Origin of the sequence: Selenomonas sputigena (assembly GCF_026015965.1) — a bacterium.
Taxonomy (GTDB): Bacteria; Bacillota; Negativicutes; order Selenomonadales; family Selenomonadaceae; genus Selenomonas.
This window is the reverse complement of sequence record NZ_CP110383.1, coordinates 1,510,679-1,527,669: the sequence shown is the minus strand read 5'-3', so window position 1 is coordinate 1,527,669 and position 16,991 is coordinate 1,510,679. Positions and strand designations below refer to the sequence as shown.

The 16,991-nt window shown below is 57.5% G+C and carries 16 protein-coding genes and 2 tRNA genes; 16 read left to right on the top strand and 2 right to left on the bottom strand.

Going from position 1 to position 16,991, the window contains the following annotated elements; genetic code table 11:
* Positions 1–22 precede the first annotated feature (22 nt).
* The 13 genes from flhA to OL236_RS07400 all read left to right on the top strand — a co-directional run bounded on the left by flhA (position 23) and on the right by OL236_RS07400 (position 13,554).
* Positions 23–2,095 carry a flagellar biosynthesis protein FlhA gene (gene flhA / locus OL236_RS07460; RefSeq protein ID WP_009644973.1) on the top strand — a complete coding sequence of 691 codons (2,073 nt, stop codon included), beginning with the start codon at positions 23–25 and terminating at the stop codon, positions 2,093–2,095.
* Positions 2,096–2,137: 42 nt separating this feature from the next.
* Positions 2,138–3,826, top strand: a complete 1,689-nt coding sequence (flhF, locus tag OL236_RS07455) for a flagellar biosynthesis protein FlhF (RefSeq protein ID WP_413777371.1) — start codon at positions 2,138–2,140, stop codon at positions 3,824–3,826.
* Between the two features lie 3 nt (positions 3,827–3,829).
* Complete coding sequence (locus OL236_RS07450) at positions 3,830–4,759, top strand: MinD/ParA family protein (protein ID WP_265070132.1); 930 nt, start codon at positions 3,830–3,832, stop codon at positions 4,757–4,759.
* Positions 4,760–4,776: 17 nt separating this feature from the next.
* Positions 4,777–5,460, top strand: coding sequence for a flagellar brake protein (locus OL236_RS07445; RefSeq protein ID WP_009644924.1), 684 nt, complete (start codon positions 4,777–4,779; stop codon positions 5,458–5,460).
* A 197-nt stretch (positions 5,461–5,657) separates the two neighbouring features.
* Positions 5,658–7,748, top strand: coding sequence for a chemotaxis protein CheA (locus OL236_RS07440; RefSeq protein ID WP_265070131.1), 2,091 nt, complete (start codon positions 5,658–5,660; stop codon positions 7,746–7,748).
* Between the two features lie 15 nt (positions 7,749–7,763).
* Entirely contained in the window at positions 7,764–8,225 is a 462-nt protein-coding gene (locus OL236_RS07435; protein ID WP_009644993.1) for a chemotaxis protein CheW, read from the top strand.
* 81 nt (positions 8,226–8,306) lie between these two features.
* Complete coding sequence (locus tag OL236_RS07430; protein ID WP_006191336.1) at positions 8,307–8,924, top strand: chemotaxis protein CheC; 618 nt, start codon at positions 8,307–8,309, stop codon at positions 8,922–8,924.
* 1 nt (position 8,925) lies between these two features.
* The gene (locus OL236_RS07425) at positions 8,926–9,411 is read left to right on the top strand and encodes a chemotaxis protein CheD (RefSeq protein ID WP_009644990.1); all 486 of its coding nucleotides are present in this window, start codon (positions 8,926–8,928) and stop codon (positions 9,409–9,411) included.
* A 13-nt stretch (positions 9,412–9,424) separates the two neighbouring features.
* A complete protein-coding gene (locus OL236_RS07420) occupies positions 9,425–9,811 on the top strand; it encodes a hypothetical protein (RefSeq protein ID WP_009644942.1) in 387 nt (128 codons plus the stop codon).
* Between the two features lie 23 nt (positions 9,812–9,834).
* Positions 9,835–10,593 (top strand): FliA/WhiG family RNA polymerase sigma factor, encoded by a 759-nt coding sequence (locus OL236_RS07415; RefSeq protein WP_009644937.1) that lies wholly within the window; start codon positions 9,835–9,837, stop codon positions 10,591–10,593.
* 24 nt (positions 10,594–10,617) lie between these two features.
* Positions 10,618–12,009: a DUF342 domain-containing protein gene (locus OL236_RS07410; protein WP_265070130.1), complete on the top strand. Its 1,392-nt coding sequence runs from the start codon at positions 10,618–10,620 to the stop codon at positions 12,007–12,009.
* Between the two features lie 77 nt (positions 12,010–12,086).
* The gene (locus OL236_RS07405) at positions 12,087–12,404 is read left to right on the top strand and encodes a hypothetical protein (protein ID WP_009644907.1); all 318 of its coding nucleotides are present in this window, start codon (positions 12,087–12,089) and stop codon (positions 12,402–12,404) included.
* Between the two features lie 106 nt (positions 12,405–12,510).
* Complete coding sequence (locus OL236_RS07400) at positions 12,511–13,554, top strand: DUF6115 domain-containing protein (protein ID WP_265070129.1); 1,044 nt, start codon at positions 12,511–12,513, stop codon at positions 13,552–13,554.
* A gap of 147 nt (positions 13,555–13,701) precedes the next feature.
* On the opposite strand, the gene OL236_RS07395 is transcribed toward OL236_RS07400, so the two are convergent.
* Both OL236_RS07395 and OL236_RS07390 read right to left on the bottom strand, forming a co-directional pair.
* Positions 13,702–13,778: transfer RNA gene (locus OL236_RS07395), tRNA-Arg, on the bottom strand.
* 2 nt (positions 13,779–13,780) lie between these two features.
* Positions 13,781–13,857: transfer RNA gene (locus tag OL236_RS07390), tRNA-Pro, on the bottom strand.
* A 135-nt stretch (positions 13,858–13,992) separates the two neighbouring features.
* Between OL236_RS07390 and OL236_RS07385 the strand changes: the two genes are divergently transcribed.
* From OL236_RS07385 to OL236_RS07375, 3 genes are read left to right on the top strand one after another with little or no spacing between them, the layout of a single operon-like run.
* Positions 13,993–14,937, top strand: coding sequence for a sirohydrochlorin cobaltochelatase (locus tag OL236_RS07385; protein ID WP_265070128.1), 945 nt, complete (start codon positions 13,993–13,995; stop codon positions 14,935–14,937).
* A gap of 51 nt (positions 14,938–14,988) precedes the next feature.
* A complete protein-coding gene (locus OL236_RS07380; RefSeq protein ID WP_265070127.1) occupies positions 14,989–16,269 on the top strand; it encodes a purple acid phosphatase family protein in 1,281 nt (426 codons plus the stop codon).
* A gap of 20 nt (positions 16,270–16,289) precedes the next feature.
* Positions 16,290–16,982: a flagellar brake protein gene (locus OL236_RS07375; protein ID WP_265070126.1), complete on the top strand. Its 693-nt coding sequence runs from the start codon at positions 16,290–16,292 to the stop codon at positions 16,980–16,982.
* The last annotated feature ends 9 nt before the right edge of the window (positions 16,983–16,991 follow it).

The following is a 16,991-nucleotide window of genomic DNA, read 5'->3' as shown; positions in this document are numbered from 1 at the left end:
GGGATAGAGGAGCAAGAACAGCATGGCGACAGAAAATCCGACGCTTTCCAATGGCTTCATAACGAAATACAGCGACATCTTCATAGCTGTGGCAATCGTCACGATCGTCGTCATGATGATCATCCCGTTGCCGACGGCTCTTCTTGATTTGTTGATCTGCGTGAATATCACGCTGGCGCTTGTCATCGTCATGGTGACGATCTACAATGTGGAGGCTCTTGATTTTTCGGTCTTTCCATCGCTGCTCCTTGTGACGACGCTCTTTCGGCTGGCGCTCAACATATCCGCTACGAGGCTGATCTTGTTGAACGGCTATGCGGGCGATGTCATCATGGCGTTCGGTAACTTCGTCGTCGGCGGTAACGCACTCGTCGGCTTCATCATCTTCGTAATCCTCATCATCATTCAGTTCATCGTCATCACGAAGGGCGCGGAGCGCGTCGCAGAGGTGTCGGCGCGCTTCACTCTCGATGCGATGCCGGGCAAGCAGATGGCGATTGACGCTGATCTGAACCAGGGCGCCATCACGGACGCCGAGGCGAGCAAGAGGCGCTTGAAGATTCAGCAGGAGGCTGATTTCTACGGCGCGATGGACGGCGCCTCGAAGTTCGTCAAGGGCGATGCCATCGCGGCCATCATCATCATCATCATCAACATCACGGGCGGTTTCGTCATCGGCATGCTGACGCGCAACATGACGGCGCTGCAGGCTCTGCAGAGTTACACGCTGCTGACGGTCGGCGAAGGTCTCGTCAGTCAGATTCCGGCGCTGATGATTTCGACGGCAACGGGTATACTCGTCACACGCTCGGCATCCTCGAAGGGCAACCTCGGACTCGACGTGGCGCTGCAGCTCTTCAACCGCAGCCGCATCTTCTACATCGTCAGCGGCGTGCTGCTGTTCCTCGCCATCGTTCCGGGCATGCCGGGAATCCCACTCGGGGCGCTTGCCGTCCTATGCTTCATCGCGGCTCGCCGCCTCAAGGGCTCGGAAAAGGTGGTTGAGGAAGTGCCCGAGCAGAAGAAGGCGGAGAAGGCTAAGGCGGACGCCACGAAGCCTGAGAACATCGTCAATCTGCTGCAGGTTGATCCGATGGAGCTTGAGATCGGCTACAGTCTCATACCGCTCGTCGACACGGGGCAGGGCGGCGATCTTTTGGAACGTATCGTCATGATCCGACGGCAGTGCGCGTTGGAACTCGGACTCGTCGTGCCGACGATTCGCATACGTGACAACATACAGATCAAGCCGAACAACTATATCATCAAGCTCAAGGGAATCGAAACAGCACGCGGCGAACTCATGCTCGATCACTACCTCGCGATGAACTCGGGTACGGTGTTCGAAGAAGTACCGGGCATCGAGACGACGGAGCCGGCCTTCGGTCTTCCCGCGCTGTGGATTGCTGAAGATCAGCGTGAGCAGGCAGAGCTCAACGGCTATACGGTCGTTGATGCCGTATCTGTGCTCGCGACGCATCTGACGGAAGTCATCAAGATGCATGCTGCGGAGATCCTCGGACGTCAAGAGACGCAGAACCTCCTCGACAACTTGAAAAAGACGAATCCGGCGCTTGTCGACGAGGTTGTGCCCGAGGTTCTCGTCGTTGGCGAGGTGCAGAAGGTTCTCGCAAACCTCCTGGCGGAACGCGTTTCCATACGCGACATGGAGACGATTCTCGAAGTACTCTCCGACTACGGGCGCGCGACAAAGGACACGGACATCCTCACCGAGTATGTGCGCCATGCACTCGCGCGGCAGATCTCGCAGCAGTATGTGCAGAACAACGTGCTGCCTTGCATCACGCTCGACCCGGGATTGGAGAACAAAATCGCCGGTGCAGTGCAGCGCACGGAGCACGGCTCTTACGTCAGCCTCGATCCCGATGCGATGCAGCGCCTCTTGGCGTCGCTCAATGCGGAATTGCCGAAGCTCACGAACATGGGCTACGAACCGATCGTGCTAACAAGCCCCGCCGTGCGCACCTACTTCCGACAGCTTGTCGAACGTTCCGTACAGGGGCTCGTCGTACTCTCGCATGCGGAAATTGAGCAGACGGTTGAACTTCAGATTCTTGGGACGGTGAGAATTTAATTGCGCATCAAGGTGTTTCAGGCCGCCACAATGAAGGATGCCATGGCTCAGGTGAAAGATGAGCTTGGCGACGACGCGGTGATTCTGCATACAAAAAAAATAAAGAAGGGCGGCATCCTTGGCTATGGTGCAAAAGAGATTTTCGAGGTGACGGCGGCTCTCGACGAGGTGACGCGGCGTCCCCCCAAGAAGCGGTCTGAGCGTTTGCCGACGCTTGCCGAACTGCAGGCTGAGGCAGCGGGCGGAGAAACGAAGCCGAAGAGCGCGGTGCCGCTGCCGCAAGGTCATGCGGCTGCACTGACGCAAGCGGCGCCTGTTGCTCCCGCCCAGCAGGCGCCTGTCCCAGTTCCTGCAGGTTCGCCGGTCGCTCCTGTGCCGCCGCTTATGCAGTCACATCAGCCGATGCAGCAGCCTCCGCCGATCGAGTCACAGCAGCCGATGCAGCAGCCTCGGCTTTCGCAGAGCGCGGCCAAAAGCTACCGAACGGCAGGCACGGAAGCTGCGGTTGCTGAGGCTGCGAGGCAGGCGCGTGCAGCATCGCCCGTCGCGCATGGTGATGCTTCGGCTGAGTCGTTCGTACCATCGTTTCCTTCGGGAAAGACGCCGGAAGCTCCCTTTCAACCGCTCGTGCCGTCTGCCGGGGAAGCCCCTCAAGAACCGCCCGTACGCAAGGCGCGGCGCAGGAAGCCTGCACAGCCAAAGCGAAGAAAAGTGCATGCAGCGGAGGCGAAAGAAACTGCAGGAGTAGAGGTGGAAAGGGAGGCGTCATCTTCGCGCAGGGGGAAGCGTGAGGAGGACGAGGCAGCCGCATCTTCACAGGAAAAGCGGCGAGAAGACGAGTCGCCGTCTTCCAAGAGTGAGGAAGAGCGCCAGCGCGAAACCATCGAGGAATTGCAAAATGAGCTGGCTCAAATGAAGGCGATGCTCGTCCAGGTCGTCAGCAAGGAGAAGACGCCCGAGGACGAGATGTCCCTGCAGCAGGTGTTGAAGCAGCAAGAGGTCGAATCGGACATCATCGACGACGTCGTACTGCAGCTTCCCGCTGAAGCCATTCTGGCCGACAAGGATACGCCGCTTGCCTTAGAAGGGCTGAAGAAGTATCTCGCCGACAACGTGCAGATGGCGGATGGACTTGAACTCAAGAGCCGCAAGCGAAAGATCGCGGCTCTCTTGGGGCCGACGGGCGTCGGCAAGACGACGACGCTCGCGAAGATCGCCGCGCAGTGCGTCTTGGAAAAGGGCATCAGCACGGCGTTCATCACGGCGGATACGTATCGCATATCGGCGGTCGAGCAGCTCAAGACGTATGCCGATATCCTCGGACTTCCCATCGCCATCGTCTATACGCCTGATGAACTCAAGGAAGCCATACAGAAATTTCGTCAGAAGCAGTTGATTCTCATTGACACGGCGGGGCGCAGTCAACACAACCGTCGTCAGATGGCGGAACTCAAGGAATTTCTTGCCGTTAACCAGAATATTGAGAAGTATCTTGTCCTCAGTGCCACGACGAAGAATGAGGATGCGAAAGACATCATCGACAAGTTCTCCGTCTGCAAGCCAGACAAGGTAATCTTCACGAAGACGGATGAAACGAAGAGCCTCGGCATCATTCTGAACATCTTGCGCAGGAAGGAAATGCGGCTCTCCTATCTGACGAACGGACAGAGCGTTCCCGATGACATTGTACCGGCAGAGGCCGGAAAGCTTGCGGAACTTTTTTTGAGGTAGATTATGCAGGACCAGGCAGCGAGCCTTCGAAAGCTCGTAGAAAACAAAAAGGACTCTGCCGCTGCGGATTCCGGCACGGACGCTGCCCGGGAGGGGCCAGAGCCGAGTGCGGCGCGCCCTGTGCCAAAGGAGGGTGCACGTATCATTGCCGTCACGAGCGGCAAGGGCGGTGTTGGCAAGTCGAACCTGACCGTGAACCTTGCGCTCGCCTTTCTTGCCGAGGGAAAGAAGACGCTTGTCATCGATGCTGACCTCGGCATGGCGAATGTCGACGTCCTTTTGGGAACCTCTTCGAAATATAATCTTCTGCATCTGTTGGATGAGGATGTCGTGCTCGACGACGTGATCTTGAAGGGGCCTTATGGGCTTCGCTATATCTCGGGCGGCTCGGGCATGGAACAGGCGGGCGAGTTCACGCCCGCCGAGCGGGATTTGCTCGAAGAAAAACTCACAGGCTGCGGGGAATTAGCCGATGTCATCCTCATCGATACAGGTGCAGGCATCGGCAGAAACGTCCTCGATTTTATCTTGGCGGCGGATGAGGTGATCCTTGTGACGACGCCCGAGCCGACGGCCATGACCGACGCTTATGCCGTCATGAAGGCGTACAGCATGTATGCGGCGAAGCCGAACATGCGCCTCGTCGTCAATCGTGTCTACGACGAGGCAGAAGGTCTCGAAGTGGCGGAAAAGCTCAGGAAGACGGCGGAGCGTTTCCTGCACATGGAAATCCAATCCCTCGGGGCGATTTACGAGGATCGCACGATGATCCAGGCGGTGCGTCAGCAGAAGCCGATTCTTGAGGCGTATCCAGACGCGCTTGCGGCAAAGTGCATCAAGGCGATTGCGAGATCCATGCTCTATGGGGAAAAGGTCTTTATCAAAAAAGGTTGGAAATCATTTCTGCAATATTTCCTTGATTTTACACGATGATGGGGAGGTGCCTTGCCATGGCAGGCGATTTGATGAATGCGGCAACGGTGTTGAAAATTGGGCAGAGGGTTGAGTTTTACCTGGAAGATGACGATATAAGATATACGAGCCGCATAGAAGATATCACTGCAGACCGATTGATCGTCGCCATGCCCGTGGACGAAAGGCGCCGCCCCATCATACCGGCGGCGGGTGAGCAGCTCTATGGCCTCGCTGTGGGCGAGGCATGTCGCTACCGATTTTTTTCCGTATTCAAGGGGAAGGCGCGCGATCCGATTCCTGTCTGGATGATCACGAAGCCGGAAGTCGTCGAGCGCCATCAGAACCGCAGCTTTGTGCGTGCAATGGTGCGCCTGCCGATTCAGGTGCGGATCATCGATACGGAGGGGCGCGAGAGCGAGCTTATGAAGCTTTACACTACGGACGTCAGTGGCGGCGGTGTTTCCTTCATTGTGCCGCGTCACGTCAAGGTCAACAGCCGTGCGTCCATCGTGTTTACGAACTTCCCAAATATCGGCACGCTGTCCGTCATGGCTCGCATCGTACGTTCCCTACCGCTTGAGCCGAGCGATCGCGGCTGGCAGCTAGGGGCGCACTTTCTGGAGCTTGATCGGGGAACAATGAATAAAATTGTTCACTTCGTTTTCAGTGAACTGCGCCGCCAACTCACCTTGCACCCTGACAGTCCCGCTCGGGAATAAAAGCAGGATTTTTAGCGGTGACGGCGAAGAATATTAAAGAATGATGCAAGTGATTCGCGATTCGCGTTCTGCCTGGCTGGTACCAGGGCTCTTGGCGAAGGTTGCGGAGCAAACTGACAGGCTGCTGTGCCTCTTGCGCAGATACTGCAATGAGCAAGACGCCCGGAGGCGGCAGAAAACAAACAGGGGGATTTGAAATGGAAACAAATCAGTACATGGACATGTTTTTGGACGAGTCGCGCGAACATCTGCAGTCCTTGAACGATGGTCTGCTGAGCCTCGAGAATGACCCGAACGATGTGTCCGTCGTCAACGAGATCTTTCGTAACGCGCATACGCTGAAAGGCATGTCGGCGACGATGGGGTTCAACAAGATCGCCGAACTTACGCACGAGATGGAAGACGTCCTCGACCTCATCCGCAACAACCAGCTCAAGGTGACGGAGGACATCATCGAGACGATCTTCAAGTGCCTTGACTCCCTGCAGGAGATGATCGAGAACGTCGGCAACGGCGACCCCGAGGATCTCGTCGACGTTTCCGATCTCGTGAAGAAGCTCTCGTCCATTTCCAAGGGCGAGCCGCAGCCGGAGGCGCAAGCGGCGCCGGCCGCAGCGGATGCGCCGGCGGCTGAGGCAGCGCCCGCATCCTCGCTCGATTATACCGAGGATGACAAGGATGCGATGCGCGCGGCGAAGCAGGGCGGCATGGCTGTCTTTCACATACACATCCGTCTCGCCGATACATGCCTTTTGAAGGCAGCGCGCACCTACATGGTCATGAATGCCCTCGACGAGATCGGCGACGTCATCAAGTCGGTTCCGCCGGCGGAAGATCTGGAGGCGGAAAAGTTCGATCATGATTTCGATCTCGTTCTCGTAACGACATCCGATACGCAGGCGGTTTCCGATGCGCTTGCACCCGTTTCTGAATTGGAAGAGGTGAAGATCGAGGAAGTCGACCCCGACAATCTCGCAGCGCCTGCGCCTGCTCCGGCAGCAGCAGAGCCGCCGAAGGCTTCCGCTCCCGCCCCCGCAGCACCAGCTCCTGCGGCGAAGCCCGCGGCAAAGCCTACGGCGAAACCGGCAGCAAAGCCCGCGGCAAAGCACGCGCCCGCAGAGAAGAAGCATCATGCGAGCCAGTCCGTGCGCGTTGACATTGAGAAGCTCGACAACCTCATGAACCTCGTTGGCGAGCTCGTCATCAACAAGGTGCGCCTTGAGCAGATCGGCACGACGAACCGCATGCCGGAACTGACGGAGACGTTGGAGCAGATGGATCGCGTGACGACGGACTTGCAGAACGTCGTCATGAAGGTGCGCATGGTTCCTGTCAGCCAGGTGTTCAACCGCTTCCCGCGCATGGTGCGCGATATCGCCAAGGAGCTCAACAAGGACATCAACCTCACGGTCGAGGGCGAGGAGACTGAACTCGATCGCACGGTCATCGACGAGATCGGCGATCCATTGATGCACCTTCTGAGAAATTCGCTCGATCATGGTGTCGAGCATCCTGACGACCGTGAGAAAAAGGGCAAGCCGCGCACGGGCGAGGTCGGACTCATCGCGCGTCACGAGGGAAATAACGTCGTCATTATGGTCACGGACGACGGTGCGGGCATCGACGCCGAAAAGATTCGCGCAAAAGCTGTGGAGAAGGGTCTCTACACGCAGGAGGAAGCTGACGCACTTTCCGATACGGATGCTGTGCGCATCATCTTTGCGCCAGGATTCTCCACGGCCGATCACATCACGGACATTTCGGGCCGCGGCGTGGGCATGGACGTCGTGCGCAGCAAGATTGAGTCGTTGGGCGGTCACGTCGATGTTGAGACGAAGATTGATGAAGGCTCGGTATTCAAAATCAAATTGCCTCTGACGCTCGCCATCATCCAGGCTCTCCTCGTCAAGGTGCAGGAGGAGATGTATGCGATTCCTCTCGGCTCGATCGACAGCACGATCAACATTCATCCGGACGACATCAAGACGGTGCAGAATCAAGCGGTCATCGTACTGCGCGGGCAGATCATCCCGATCATCAACCTCAGCACGGCGCTCCAGGTGCCGCGCACGACGGACGAGGACAACGACGACATCTTCGTTGTCGTCGTCTATGTCGGCGAGCGTAAGGCGGGTATCGTCGTAGACAACCTTATCGGTCAGCAGGAAATCGTCATCAAGACGCTCGGAAAACTCCTTTCCGGACTCAAGCTCTTCTCCGGAGCCACCGTGCTCGGAGATGGCCGTGTCGCCTTGATTTTGGATGTCGGTACGGTCGTGCAGCAGTAAGGGGGAGGATTAGACATGGCTAAGGAAAAGAAGACAATCATGGAAGACGTTCAGGTGGCCGCGTTCAAGCTCTTGAAGGAAGAGTACGGCGTCAACATCCTGAACGTGCAGGAAATCAAGGTTTTGACGGACATCACGCGCGTGCCCTTCGCCCCCGACTACATCAAGGGCGTCATCAATCTGCGCGGCAGCGTCCTTCCCGTCATCGACCTCAAGCGCCGCATCGGTCTTGAGGACGCTCCCTACACGGATGCGACGCGCATCATCATCATGAAGATCGGCGAGTTCTCCATTGGCATGATCGTCGACGCTGTGACGGAAGTGCTGACGATCTCCGGACGTGACATCAATCCGGCGAAGGACGTCAGCGACAGCACGAGCAACCGCTTTGTCAGCAGCATCGGCAACATTGATGCACGACTGATCATCATGCTGAATCTCGATGAGATCGTTGACCTGCCGGAAGATATGAAATAAGAAGTTGCTTCCTTCTCCTGCCCGGCAGGACGGGAGATGGATATTTCTATCGGATCATGCCAGTATGCTAGAGGTGCAGTTATGACGGAAGATATTATCGATCTCTCCCCGGTACAGCTTGATGTGCTGCGGGAGATAGGAAATGTCGGTGCGGGGAACTCTGCGACGGCCTTGTCGCAGCTCATCAACCGCCGCATTGATATGAATGTGCCGAAGGTTTCGGTCGTCCCTCTCGACGAGGTTCCCGACCTCGTCGGCGGGCCGGAGACGATCGTCGTCGGTGTTTTTCTGCGCGTCTATGGCAAGGCGCCGAGCAACATTCTGTTCCTCATGCCGAAGGACAGCGCTTTCTACCTTGTCGACGCCCTCATGGGCAAGGAGTCGGGAGAGACGACGCATCTCGACATGATGGCAGAGTCCGCCTTGATGGAAATCGGCAACATCTTGGCAGGAGCTTACCTCAATGCGCTCTACAGCTTCACGAACCTCTCGCTCATTCCGTCGATTCCGGCGCTCGCTATGGATATGGCAGGCGCCATCTTGAACGTCGTGCTCGTACAGCTCGGCCAGATGGGCGATCACGCCATGGTCATCGAGACGGAGTTCCTTGCCGAAGATGATGAGTTGCGCGGGCACTTCTTCCTTGTACCGGATCCAGGCTCCATGGAAATGATTCTTTCTGCAGTGGGGGTTGGATGACATGGCTGATATGTTACGCGTAGGAATCGCGGATTACAAGGTCGGTAAGGCTCCGCAGCAGATCATCAGCTACGGTCTTGGCTCCTGCATCGGCATATCCCTCTACGATCCGCAGACGAAGGTCGGCGGCCTCGTGCACATCATGCTGCCGGACAGCACGCAGGCGAGAGCGCACGAGAATCATGCGAAGTTTGCTGATACGGGCGTGCCTTTGTTGCTCGGCGAGGTCTTGAAACTCGGTGCGGCGAAGAACCGTCTCGTCGCGAAGATCGCGGGAGGCGCACAGATGTTCTCGTTCGCCAATGCGTCCGACGTCATGCGCGTGGGTCTGAGAAATGCGGAGGCTGCAAAGAAGGCGCTCGCCAAGGAAGGCATACGCATCGTTGCCGAGGATACGGGCGGCACGTACGGCCGCACGGTACAAGTCGATTTGGCAACGGGAGATTACAAGGTCAAGACGATCGATCGCGGGGAAAAGATTATTTAACGGGGGATGGACTTTGTTTAAGATTGGAACAGCACTCGTCACGGGCGTCCTCGCTGCCTTCCTCACCGTTCTGACCGCCGTTTCGGCAGGCGCACGGTTTTCTACTGCAGCGGGGAGAAGCCTTGCGGTGTTTCTCGTCGTCACCGCGCTCATCTTTCTCGTTGCCTTTTTTTTGGAAAAGCAGTTCCCTGCCCTTTTTGCGCAAGCGCAGTCGGAGGAAATTCCAACGAGGAAAGAGGGAAAAGCGACGCAGACGGCGAATGATAAAGAGGAGTCGGAAGGCTCGGAAAATGCCGGAGAAGATGGGGAAGCAGCAGACGCGCAAGCGGACGGTCAAGAGCAGGATGCGGATTTTGAGGTCATGGAAGAGCCCGCCGCTGCGGTTCCCCGCGGAGAATGACTAGACGAGGAGGCGGCTGATTGATGAAAAAGGCAGAGACCCCCTCCGCAGAAATTCAAGATCTTTGGGCGCTTTACCGGGAAACGCGCGCACCGGAAGTTCGTGACAAGATTGTCGAAAAGTACTTGCCGCTCGTCAATATCATTGCGGGACGTGTCGTCGTCGGCCTGCCCGCACATGTTGATCGGGACGATCTCGTTTCGAGCGGCTTTTTTGGTTTGCTTGACGCAATCGAGCGATACGACGTCGAGCGCGGCAACAAATTTGAAACGTATGGCGGCGTGCGCATTCGCGGCGCCATGCTTGACTATTTGCGTACGATGGATTGGATTCCCGTATCGAAAAGGCAGAAGATTCGGCGCTATGAGCAGGCGGTGACGACATTGGAAGGCCGCCTGGGGCGCTCGGCGACGGACGACGAACTTGCCGCGGAACTCAAGATATCGAAGAAGGAGCTGCACGATCTCGTTTCGCAGACGAATATCGCGACGGTCATTCCGCTTGAAGAGTATGTCCGCACGGAATCCCCGTCCTCACAGACGATCGATCCCGAAGAAAATGCCGAGAAAAACGAATTGCGTGACACCTTAGCGGAAGCAATCGACCAGCTTCCGGAGAAGGAGCGCACGGTCGTTTCTCTCTATTATTATGAGGAACTTACCTTAAAGGAAATCAGCCTCATCCTGCATCTTTCGGAGGCGCGGATTTCTCAGCTCCATACGAAGGCTGTCTTTCGGCTTCGGGGCTTTTTGGCGAGATGGAAAAAAAGCCTCATGGAGTGAGGCAAGAAGGAGGCAAAAAAGGGCATGAGCGAACAGGAAAGGGTTGACGGAGAGCGTCCAGTCTACAGCAAGATCAATATCCATGTCAGTTCGGACAAGATGGTGGCTACGGTCGGGTTTGACCACACGGATTCCAACGCATATCCGACGGCCGAGATGATCAAGAAGGCGCTCCAGGACAAGGGTGTCGTATTCGGCCTCGACGAGGCGGCGATCGAGCAGGGCGCGAAGGATGGCCAGGATTTCGAAGCGGCGCTTGGCAAGGAGCCTCAGCATGGCGAGGATGCCTATCTGAAGAAGAACTACGACCTCGGGGTCAAGGGACGCCCCAAGACCGACGAATATGATCGTGCGGACTACAAGAATATGAACCTCTTCGTGCTCGTGAAGCAGGGCGAGCTTCTCGCTGAACGCGTTCTGCAGACGGACGGAGAGCCGGGCATGAACGTGCTCGGTGGCAAGGTCAACCAAAAGAAGGGGAGGCCGCTCGTATTCAAGGCGGGGAAAAACGCTTCGATTCGCGATGAGAATTTCCTCTATGCCGATATCGACGGTCAAATTGTTGATACGGGAAAAGTCATCGGCGTCGACCCTCGCCTCGTCATCAAGGAGGATGTGGGTGTCGGCACGGGCAACATCGACTTCACGGGGGCGGTCGCTGTCCAGGGAAGCGTGCAGGCGGGATTCGTCGTCAAGGCTACGGGCGACATCGAGGTCGGCGGCATCGTTTCGGGCGCCGAGGTCGAGGGAAATAATATTCTCGTCAAGGGCGGTATCCAGGGCATGAATCGCGGCTTCGTCAAGGCGAAGGGGACGCTCATGGCATTTTTTGCAGAAAATGCAGAGATCGAAGCGGGACATAATGTCACGATTGCTGACGTTGTACTGAATTCACAGGTGCGCGCAGGCAAAAAGGTCACAGTGCTCGGCAGGCGCGGGCAGATCATGGGAGGATCGACGTTCGCCGGGGAAGAAATCGAGGCGACGCAGATCGGCAATCCCGCGAATGTCGCGACGAAACTTGAAGTCGGCGTCAATCCGATGGTGCAGCGTCAGTACAAGGCAGTGTGCCAGGAGTACGGCGATACGAAGAAAAAGCTCGATGAGATCAAGAAGACGCTCGCGACGCTCGGCAAGGTTGATATCAGCAAACTGCCGCCCGAGAGGCAGGAAATGGTCGTACAGTTGGGGAAGGTGCGCTTCCAAGTAGAGGGCCAGTTGGAGCGTCTTCTGGAAGAGATGGACGGACTTGAGGAGAAAATTCAGAGCATGAAGCGCGGCCGTATTCGTGCTGCCGATACGATATATCCAGGCGTGAAGCTCAAGATCAACAACGTCATCAAGAATGTTCATTCGGAGGAGAAACGCTGCACGTTGAGCGTGGAAGGCGATCAGATCCGCACGGGCGCTTATTGATACGAGCGACGTTCTTGCAGATCGTGTCCCCTTGACTGCGCTTGGAAAGGATGGTGGGATGCATGGATGTAACCCCGATGAGTTTGCAAGCAATCGTGCCGCGCACTTCCGAAGCGACGCAGGTACAGCATAACATGAATCAGCAGTCGGCTGTGCAGCAGGATTTTCAGGCCGTGCGTGACAAGCAGGAAACGGCGTTGAAACAGACGCAGGTCAGGAAGAAGGATCAGGCAGAAGAAGAACGCATCAAGGACGATCCCGATCGACGCAAAAAGCAGGGGCGCGGCCGGCGAGGCTCTGGCGGCGACAGGCATGCCGAGCAGGAGGAGGAAGCGCCAACAGAGAGGTTCGCCGTCGATGTGTTCCGCGGACGCAATATCGATATATCTACGTAGGTAATGAAACGGGGCTGTCATAAGTCGTAGTCGACTCATATGACAGCCCCATTTTGAGGGGAAAGCTGAAGTCAGCGATTCTTGGAGATAAGGGGAGCTGCGAGAAGTGATCACGGAAATTCTGGGCGCATTGATTGTCTTGGGGGCGGTGCTCGTCCTCATCATGCGACGCCTTTTAAGCAAGGGAAAGGCCAAGGAGAAGGAGTCGGTCGAAGTTTCTGCGAGCCGTCTGCGCTATGAGATCGAGCGATCGGGTGACGCCGTCATCGGTAGGATGCAGATCCATGTCGAACGATTGGAGCGTATTTTGGCGGAGGCGAACGCGCAGAAGGCGGCTTTGGATGAGCGCCTCGCTGCCCTCGCGCAGTGGGAGAAGGTCTACGGCGCACGGCTCGGTGCTTTGCCGCAGCAGATGGAGTTCGCGTCTTCTGCGCCCCGCACGGCGACACAGGCGCCTCCGACTGCTTCTCCCGTCACTGCGGCGCCCGCTGTTTCCGCCCCTTCTGCCGTCGAAGTTGCCGCACCGTCCGCTGCAGCCATTGCGCCCGCTGCGGCTTCCACCGTCGGTGCAGGAGAGACGGCGTCGAGCTTTCAGGCAGCCCTGATGAAGCAGATGGCCGGAAGCCCGATTGGCGGTGCGGTGGATTTGCAGCTGCCGCCTGAGGAAATGGAGACGGACGCGGCGGCGAACATCGCGCATGGCACTCAGGCGGTGCAGGAGAATATGCGTCGGGAGATTCCCGTCCAAGAAGATGCCGCATCTCTTGCGTTGTCGACGGCCCAAATGCCCGATGAGACGCAGGATGATGAGGCGTATGAGTACGAGGAGTACGAGGAAGACGAGTCGGAGGAAGAAGACGAAGAGGCAGTGATGGAAGAAGAGGCGGACGAATACGAAGAGGACGAACCGGCGGACGAGGAAGAGCCGCCGGAGTTTTCGGACGAGGATTTGACCGCTGTGCAGGAAGCGGACGAGGCAGACGATGTGAAAAGCCCGTCGCCTGATGTGCCTCCGAGCCGTCAGCAAGAACAGATCCGTGCCTTCCTGCGCCAAGGAATGAGCGCGGAGGAAATTTCTCAGCGACTGGGACTTGGACTCGGCGCCATCGAACTCGTTCGTCACATGGAAAAGCGTGCGCACGAAGAGTAAACTACACGCACAAACGTCCACCTTGTGGACATTGTGTGCCGCCCTTAATGAAAGTTACCCAATCAGTCTGCGCCCTTCGGGCTTGACTTCTTGGACTTTCATAGTAAACAAAAGGGCTTGGCAAAATGCCAAGCCCTGCAATGTTCATGGTGCGACAGGAGGGATTCGAACCCCCGACCCACGGCTTAGAAGGCCGTTGCTCTATCCGACTGAGCTACTGACGCGATGGTCGGAGCAGCAGGATTTGAACCTGCGACCCCCTGGTCCCAAGCCAGGTGCTCTACCAAACTGAGCCATGCCCCGAAAATGCCGATGTATCGCATCGCGCAATAAAGAAATTATAAAGGACACCGTGAGCTTTGTCAAGGATTTGTCGGAGAACGGCGATTCGACAGGGAATTCTTGAGAGAATTATGATGGAAGAAAGGAGGCAAATCTATGGCACATACAGGTTACAAGCTCCACGAGGAGGTCAAGACGGCGGGCGCCGCTTTGCGGCGAGCCGCAAGCCTCGGCGTGCTTGTGGCGGACAATGCCGCGCTCGCTGCTGGTGAGGAACGTGATGCCATCCTCGTCATGAGTTTCGGCACGACGTTCAAGGAGACGCGCGAGAAGACGATTGACGCCGTGGCGGAGGAGGTGCGGCGCATGCATCCCGCCGTCAAGGTCATGCTCGCCTTCACGTCGCACATCGTCATCGAGCGTGTGGAAAAGAACGAGGGCGTCCGCTATCCAACGCCCGAAGAGGCGCTGCAGAAGCTCAAGGAAGAGGGCTGTACACGCGTCGCTCTCGTCTCGCTCGACATCATCCCAGGCATCGAGTATGCCTATAAGCGGGAAGTCTTCGACGAGTGTAAGCCGTGGTTTCGTCGTATGACGCTCGGCACACCGCTCGTCTATTGGCAAGGGCAGGAGGAGAAGCGCGATGATGTCGCAGAGGTCATGGCGGCCGTTGTGAGGGAGTTGCCGGCGCGTGCAGAAGACGAAGCCGTGCTCCTCATGGCGCACGGTACGCCGCATCCGGCAAATGCCTACTACGCTGTCATGCAGGAGCGCTTGGAAAATCTCGGTGAAGAGCGCGTCTGCATCTACACCGTCGAAGGGCGGCCTCATCTAGATGATGTCGTGCCGAAGCTCAAGGAGGCGGGCATAAGGAAGGTCACGCTCGCCCCGTTGATGCTCGTGGCAGGCGATCATGCGACGAACGATATGGCGGGCGACGAGCCGGATTCGCACAAATCGCTTTTGGAGCGCGAAGGCTTTTGCGTGCAGACGATTCTCAAGGGCATCGGAGAGAACGCCGCCGTGCGCAAAATTTTTGCGGCACGGGCAGCCGAGGCGTATGAGGCGCTGCTTGACGCGGCAGAGAGCAAGCGTTTTTGAGGGCAACGGATGCAGAAGGCCTGCATCGGATGGTGCGAAGGAGGTTTCGCCATGCTGTCCGCCTCTTTACCGGCGCTGTCGCGCCGCGGGTTTTTGAAAATATCGCTGCGGACGCTGTTCTCGCTGGGAATCGGCAGTCTGTTCCCCGCGCGCTGGCGCAGGGCTTTTGCCGCTGAGGGGCTGGAAGCGTTCTTCGTGCGGCAGATCGTCACCGAGGACAGTCGAACCTCGCGCATGATTGCCTGGGAGTCCACGGTGAGTGAGGTGCAGGCTGTCGTCGATCTGCGACTTGTGGGTGCAGCAGGGTTTTCTTCTTTCGCTGCGAACGAGAAACTTCTCGATGACGGCGGCGAGCGGCTGTTTTCTCACGAGGCGTTTCTGACAGGGCTTTCGCCGGGCGCTTCGTATGAGTACCGCCTGCGCACGGGCGATACATCGTCGCCTTGGTTTTCTCTGCGAACGGCGGGGGACGGCGCATTCAAGGCGCTGATCTTTCCCGATTCGCAGTGCTCGGACGGATATCGCACATGGAAGAAGACGGCGGAAAGTGCGGCGGTGCAGCACCCGGACGCGGACTTCTTCATCATGATGGGTGATCTCGTCGACAACGGGGAGGCCGCCTACCAGTGGCGGCAGTGGTTCGAGGGGGCGGCGGGAATCATGAGCCGTCTGCCGTGCGCTCCGCTGATGGGCAATCATGAAGCGTATGATCTCGACTGGCAATGTCGCCTGCCCTTGGCTTGGCTCGGCTACTTTCCCGTGCCCGGCAACGGCAGTCTGCGCTTCTCGCATTGGTACTATTCCTTCGATTACGGGCCGTGCCACTTCGTCGCGCTCAACACGCAGTGGGAGGAAGTCGAGGCATTGCGTGCGGGACTCCTGGAGGAGCAGATGGCTTGGCTGCGCCGCGACATGGCGGCGAGCCGCAAGAAGTGGAAGATCGTCTTGATGCACAAGGACGTCATCGAGTACGACTACCCCGATTTGAGCGATCCCGTCACGGGTGACATCAGTGCGACGGGGCGGCTTCTCATGCCGCTCTTCGATGAATTGCGTCCCGATGTCGTTTTGACGGCGCATCAGCATACGTATCGGCGGCTAGGGTCTATCGTGAATTTTGCGCCGAGCGAAGAAGGGCCTTTCTATATCGATACGGGAAACTGCGGCAACTGCTATTACGATGTGCCTGTGAATGCGCGTTTCGACAAGAAGGTGCTTGCCCAGCCTGAGCGCGGCAATTATATGACATTGGAGGCGTCGGCGGAGCATCTGCGCTTTTCGTGCTTCCTGCCCGACGGAAGCCTTGTCGATGAAGTGAGTTTGCGGAAGTGATGACAGGAAGAAGAGGAGATATGACGACGGAGAGTATGGCGGCAGAATGCTTTGCGCCCGAAGAAGTGCTCGTGCTGGAGGAGAAGATTTATTTTTTGCAGGAGGGCGGAAAGAAGACGCGTATAGGAATTCTCAAGGAGATGACGGCAGACCGTCTGATCGTCGAGATGCGCCTGACGGATGCCGAGTATGCGCACGGCCCTGAGTCTGGTGCACGTTTTCACTGTGCCATGCCGAGTGAGAAATGCACCTATCGCTTTTCTTCGGTGTTTTGCGCGAGCAGCCCCCTGCCTGATCATATCTGGTACATGGAACTTCCGGCGGAGGTCGAGCGCCAGCAGAAGCGCGATTTCGTGCGCGTGCCCGTGCCGCTTCCCATGCAGGTGACCTTGTCGAATCTCTACGGCGGCAAGAACAAGGCGAAGGACACGACGCTCGTCGACATCAGCGGCAACGGCGTTTCTTTCGTGTGGAAAGAGCCGCTGGAAGACGGCATGGAAATCGAGATCGCCATACCGGATCTGCCCGCCGTCGGCGAGCTGAAGACGACGGCCATCGTCATGCGCTCGCTCGACCGCACGGCGCTTGCGACGCCCGTTTATCATATCGGCGCACACTTCGCGGCATATCTTGACAAGAGGCAGCAGAACCAGCTCGTTCGATGTATCTTCCTGCTGCAGCGCAAGTATTTGGAACGCGGGCTTGGCATTTGAACATGGTAC